Source organism: Roseisolibacter sp. H3M3-2 (genome assembly GCF_029211165.1).
GTDB lineage: Bacteria > Gemmatimonadota > Gemmatimonadetes > Gemmatimonadales > Gemmatimonadaceae > Roseisolibacter.
This window is the reverse complement of record NZ_JARGEK010000354.1, coordinates 1-4,945: the sequence shown is the minus strand read 5'-3', so window position 1 is coordinate 4,945 and position 4,945 is coordinate 1. Positions and strand designations below refer to the sequence as shown.

Genomic DNA, 4,945 nt, shown 5'->3' with positions numbered 1-4,945 from the left:
GGCTACTTCCGCCACTGCGGCTACGGCCGCTACGCCGCGCCGTGATCTGCTCTAGCGACTGACGCACGGGTCGGCGCGCGCGCCGTCCGTCGCGTACGGCGGGTAGAACGCGCGCAGCGGGCGCCCGAACAGCGTGGCCGAGCCGTGGTGCTCGTCGGGGATCACCTCCGCGGTGATCGTCAGCCCCGCGTAGGCGCCGGCGCGGCGCCCCGCGCACAGCGCCGCCGTCATCCGCCACATCCCCGCCACCTGGTCCGGCCCTTCCAGCCCGCCCACGCCGAGGAAGACCTGCTTCGGCAGCGACGTGCGCGTCGCCCGGAACGCGGCCTCGCGCGCGAAGGCGGAGCCGCCGTCCCACCAGTACGACGGGCTCACGATCGCGTAGCGTGCGAACAGGTCGGGGTCCTCGAACAGCACGTACGTCGCGAACAGCCCGCCGAGCGAGTGGCCGTGCAGCGCGCGGTCGCCGGTCGTGCGGTACGTCCGCTCGACGAAGGGGAGGATCTCCTCCTTCAGGATGCGGTGGAAGTCGGGCGCGCGGGCCGGCCACGGGAGCGGGGCGGTGTCGCGGGCGCCCGCGGGGCGCGGCGGCGAGTAGTCGACGTTGCGCCGCGGCGTCTGCCCGGGCACCGCGCGCGGGAAGGCGCCGGGCGGGTAGTAGCCCACGCCGACCAGGAGCACGTCGCCCCGGCCGCCGCGGTTCGTGAGCCGGAACATGCTCGCCAGCAGCGGCAGGTGCGCGCCGCCGTCGAGGACGTAGAGCACCGGGTAGCGCGTGGTGTCGGCCGCCCGGTATCCCATCGGCAGGGCCACGGCGAGGTGGTAGTCCTCGCCGTTCACCGCCGAGCGGAGGACGTGCGTGCGCGTCTGCGGCAGGGTGATCTCCTGCGCGGTCGCGGGGGCGGCGGCGGCGAGGAGCAGCGCGAGCAGCGCCGCGCGTACACGGAATGTCATGTCGTCAGAAGCCGAGCCAGTAGGTGGCCTTGAGCTGCAGCACGTTGACCGGCCGGTCGCGGAAGAGCGCCGACGCGTCGCGCCGCACGTCGAAGTCGCCCGATACGCCGCCGCCCGCGCGCTGCTGCGTCCACACCAGGAAGAGCGTCGAGCCCGGACGATACTCCCAGCGCAGCACCGCCGTGCCGCGGAGCGAGCGGACGTTGAAGTCCGGGTTCGCCACCTCGAACGCCGCCGCCGGCCCCGCGCCGTCCGGGTCGACGCGGTAGCGGAGCGCGCGCCCCGACGAGTCGCGCGTCGCCGCCAGGGTGCCGACGTCGACGCCGTACACCAGGGCCTCGGTGGTGCGCGGCGCGCGGTACTCGACCAGCCGGGTGAAGCGCCCGCCGGCGATGAACGGCTGCGCGAACACCTCGAGCGTCAGGTCGGGGGTGAAGGTGGCGTTGACGCGCGTGGTCAGCGAGAGCGACTGCTGCTCCAGCAGCCCGAAGACGCTGCGCGTGCCGCCGAACGCCCGCGCCGTGGTGTCGGCGACGTTGGCGACGAACGCCCGCGGGTCGGCGTCGCGCAGGTAGCCGGGGGCGAGGCTCACGCGCACGCTCGCGGTCGGGCGCACCGTCACCCCGACGTTGGCGGCGGCGTACCACCCCTCGTCGGCGAGGTTGGGGCCGTACTCGCCGCCCACGCTCCACGACACCGCGCGCCGCGCGTCGCTGTTCACGCCCAGCGTCGCCAGCTGGTAGCCGGCGCTCCGCACCAGCACCCCGCCGCGCGTGCGGTATGGGTCGTACACGGGCGGCTTGCGCACCACCGCGGCGCGAGCCTGCATCCAGTTGCGGAGGGTGACCTCCCCCGTCGCGCCGGCCAGCCGGTCGGTGAGGTCGCCGTCGTAGGTGTACTGCTGCTGCGCCCCCGCCGCCACGCTGGCGAGCCGGTACCAGCGCGTCGGCCGCGTCCAGACGCGCATCGCGCTCGCCTGCATCCACCGGTAGTCCGTCCGCGCGAGCGCCGCGAGGTCGTTCACCTCGAACCCCGGGCTGCGCCAGCTCTGCGACGCCTCCCACCGCCAGTCGCCCGCCTCCTTGGCCACGCGCGCGTACAGCGCGTACCCGCGCAGCGCGGTCCGCGCCGGGTCGTAGCGCACGTCGAACAGCCCGTCGTGGGTCGTGGTGCGGTCGGGGCGCTGGAAGTAGTGCGCGCTCGCGCGCTGCGTGAGGAGCATCGCCGCCGCGCTCCCCGCGACCTCCGACACCGCGAGCTGCCCCTGCGCCGAGTAGCCCCGCCGGTTCCAGAAGTGCAGCACGTCCACCCCCGCGAGCCCCGCCCGCGCGCGCAGGCGGCTCGCGTGCGCGGTGTCCTCCAGGAAGCGGAGGACGTGCGTCGCGATCACGCCGACGCGCGTGTCGCCGCTGCGCAGGTCCTGCCGCGCGCGGCCGACGAAGTAGTTCGTCGTCGGCTCGACGTCGCGCGCGAGCGGCGCGGCCGACGGCGCGGCGCGCGGCACGTAGCGCGCCGTGACCGGCCCCGTGAGCGCCTCCAGCACCCCGACCGAGAGCCCGCCGCGCGTGCGCCCGGTGAGCTTCGCCGCCCCGAGGATCGGCGCCGCCTCGCCGACGTCCACGTGGTTCCCCCCCTGCACCAGCGACGCGAGCTGCGGCGGCCGCCCGATCCGCCGCGAGTAGAACGCGTTCAGCGCCGGCGCGCCGCGGCAGAAGAAGCAGGTGAGCCCCCCGTACGCGAACGACGACGCGTTGGCGACGAAGAACGGGCGCCGCTCGGGGAAGGTCAGCTCGAACACCGACAGGTTGACCACCGCCGGGTCGGCCTCGACCTGCCCGAAGTCGGGGTTGAACGTCGCGTTCAGCGTGAAGCTGGAGTTGAGGTTGTAGTTCGCGTCGCCGCCGACGCGCGTCGTCAGCTCGCGCCCGCGGCGGAACGGGTCGCCGGCCGGCGGGCGCGCGAAGGTGCCGCGCTCGACGACGTACGGCAGGAGCTCGAGCTGCCGCGGCTGCGTCGCCACCGCGAGCCCGCCGACGGTGCCGAAGTAGCCGGGCCCCCCCGGCTCGTTCCGCCGCCAGAACGCCCACATGCTCGTCTCGTTGCGGCGCGCCAGCGTGCGCCACACCTGCAGCCCCCACTCCTGCAGCGGCGTGCGCGAGAAGCGGAGCTGCGACAGCGGGATCCGGAACTCGGCGGTCCACCCCAGCGAGTCGACGCGCGCCGCCCCGTCCCACACCGCGTCGTACGACGGGTCGCCGTTCAGCTGGTCCCCCTTCACGCCGAGCGGGTTCAGCTCGAACCAGACGCTGGTCTGCCGGTCGCGGAACGGGTCGAGCACGACGACGATCTTGTCCGACGCGTTGTCGGCGAGCAGCTGGTCGCGCCGCACCAGCAGCCGCCGCACCCCCGCCGCGCCCCGCGCGTCGCGCATGCGCGCGCCCACGTAGAGCGCCTGCTCGTCGAACAGGATCCGCACCTCGGTCGGCTCGCTCGCCGGCGCGCCCTCGTCGGGGAGCTGCTGCCGGAAGCCCCCCGCCGGCTCGGCGTCGCGCCACGCCGCGTCGTCCAGCCGCCCGTCGACGACGACGGCGGACGCGCGCCGCGCCGCGCGCACCGCGGGACGCGGGTCGTTCTGCGACGCCGCCGGCGCCGCCGCCACCGCCGAGTCGATGCGCGCCACCGGCGCCGACGGCGCGGGGACGGCCTGCGCCCCCGCCGCCGCGACGGCGGTCGCGTGCAGCAGGCACGAGAGCCGTCCCCTCACCGCGCGCACCCGCCCTGCGGTCCGCGCGCGCCGACCCGGTCGAACCGCAGCCCCTGCATCCGCTCCTCCGAGACGGTGAAGCCGACCACCGCCCCGCGGCAGTCGGCGACGAACCGCAGCATCCCGTACCCGATCAGGAACCCGTCGCGGAACGCCGCGCGCGCCCGCTCCGGCGAGCCCGGGCCGCCGTGCGCCACGAGCAGCGATCCGTCGGCTCCCGCGCGCAGCGTCCAGCGGACCCCGAGCTCCGCGCTCTCGTACGTGCCGACGTAGCGGGCCGCGGTGGTCGCCGTGTCCCCCTCGCTCCCGACGCGGTGGTAGTCCGCCGGCGGCTCGCCCGCGCCCTCCGCGCGCGCCGTCGTCCCCATGAACCGGAAGGTGCGCGCGGTGTTCGCCACCCGGACCCGGTCGGCGCCGAGCGGCACCAGGCGGCGCACGACGCCGGGAGGGACGCGCATCCGCAGCGCCCCCGAGTCGACGAAGAACGTGCGCAGCTGTCCGGCGCGACTCGCGTAGACGCCGGCGTACCGCGCGAGCGGGCCGGCGGGCGCGGAGGCCGCGGGCGCCGCGAGGAGGGCCAGCAGGAGCCGCGCGGCGGGCGCCCCGGGCATATGTGTAAGGACTGTCACAGCGGGTTCTCCGTGGCGGCGCGGCGGCCGGGCCGCATATCCAACAGTCCTTACATATTCGGGTGCCGCCGCGGGGGCCACGCGTGCGCGCGTCGTTCTTTCGTTCATTGCGGGCGACGGCGGACGTCCGGCGCTCCGCCGGCGGCGCGGGTCGGGCCGGTCGCGCCCCGATCAGCGCTCGATCAGCGCCCGGCGGCGCCGCGCGGCATCGGGGCGCCCCGCCGCTCGACCAGCTCGATCGCGAGCCGGTCGGGCCCCTCGATCATCACGGCGCGCGTGGCGCCGAACGCGTACGGGCCCTCGAGCACCGTCACCCCCGCCGCGCGCAGCCGCGCCAGCCGCGCGTCCAGCCCGTCGACGACGAACGCGACGTGGTCGAGCGCCTGCCCGCGCGACGGCACCAGCGGCCGGTCGGCGCCGCAGCGCGCGCCGACGCACTGGCGCGGGTACCACGACAGCGTGCCGTTGGCCAGCCGCACGCTCGCCGCCGGCTGCCGGATCGTGCCGACCGGCTCGAGCGACGGCCACCCGGCCTCGCCGTACGTCGGCGCCTCGTCGCACGCCGCGGCGTCGGGCGCGGTCGCGCCCCCGGTCGGCG

General features: G+C 76.4%; 4 protein-coding genes. All 4 read right to left on the bottom strand.

Translation table 11 applies throughout. The annotated features are described in order from the left end of the window. Window positions 1–51: 51 nt before the first annotated feature. Window positions 52–954, bottom strand: a complete 903-nt coding sequence (locus tag PYV61_RS20870; protein ID WP_275835261.1) for an alpha/beta hydrolase-fold protein — start codon at window positions 952–954, stop codon at window positions 52–54. Between the two features lie 4 nt (window positions 955–958). Continuing rightward, the gene (locus PYV61_RS20865) at window positions 959–3,718 is read right to left on the bottom strand and encodes a DUF5916 domain-containing protein (RefSeq protein ID WP_275835259.1); all 2,760 of its coding nucleotides are present in this window, start codon (window positions 3,716–3,718) and stop codon (window positions 959–961) included. Then, on the bottom strand, window positions 3,715–4,329 hold the full coding sequence (locus PYV61_RS20860; protein ID WP_275835257.1) for a hypothetical protein: 615 nt from the start codon (window positions 4,327–4,329) through the stop codon (window positions 3,715–3,717). Before PYV61_RS20860 ends, PYV61_RS20865 begins: the two co-directional genes overlap by 4 nt. A gap of 200 nt (window positions 4,330–4,529) precedes the next feature. Next, the coding region (locus PYV61_RS20855) for a VOC family protein (protein WP_275835255.1) at window positions 4,530–4,945 on the bottom strand (416 nt) is incomplete at its 5' end.

Bases quoted from the DNA above. Each gene is read 5' to 3' on its own strand.
- PYV61_RS20870 (WP_275835261.1), bottom strand. From the start codon at position 954: ATGACATTCCGTGTACGCGCGGCGCTGCTCGCGCTGCTCCTCGCCGCC.
- PYV61_RS20860 (WP_275835257.1), bottom strand. From the start codon at position 4,329: ATGCCCGGGGCGCCCGCCGCGCGGCTCCTGCTGGCCCTCCTCGCGGCG.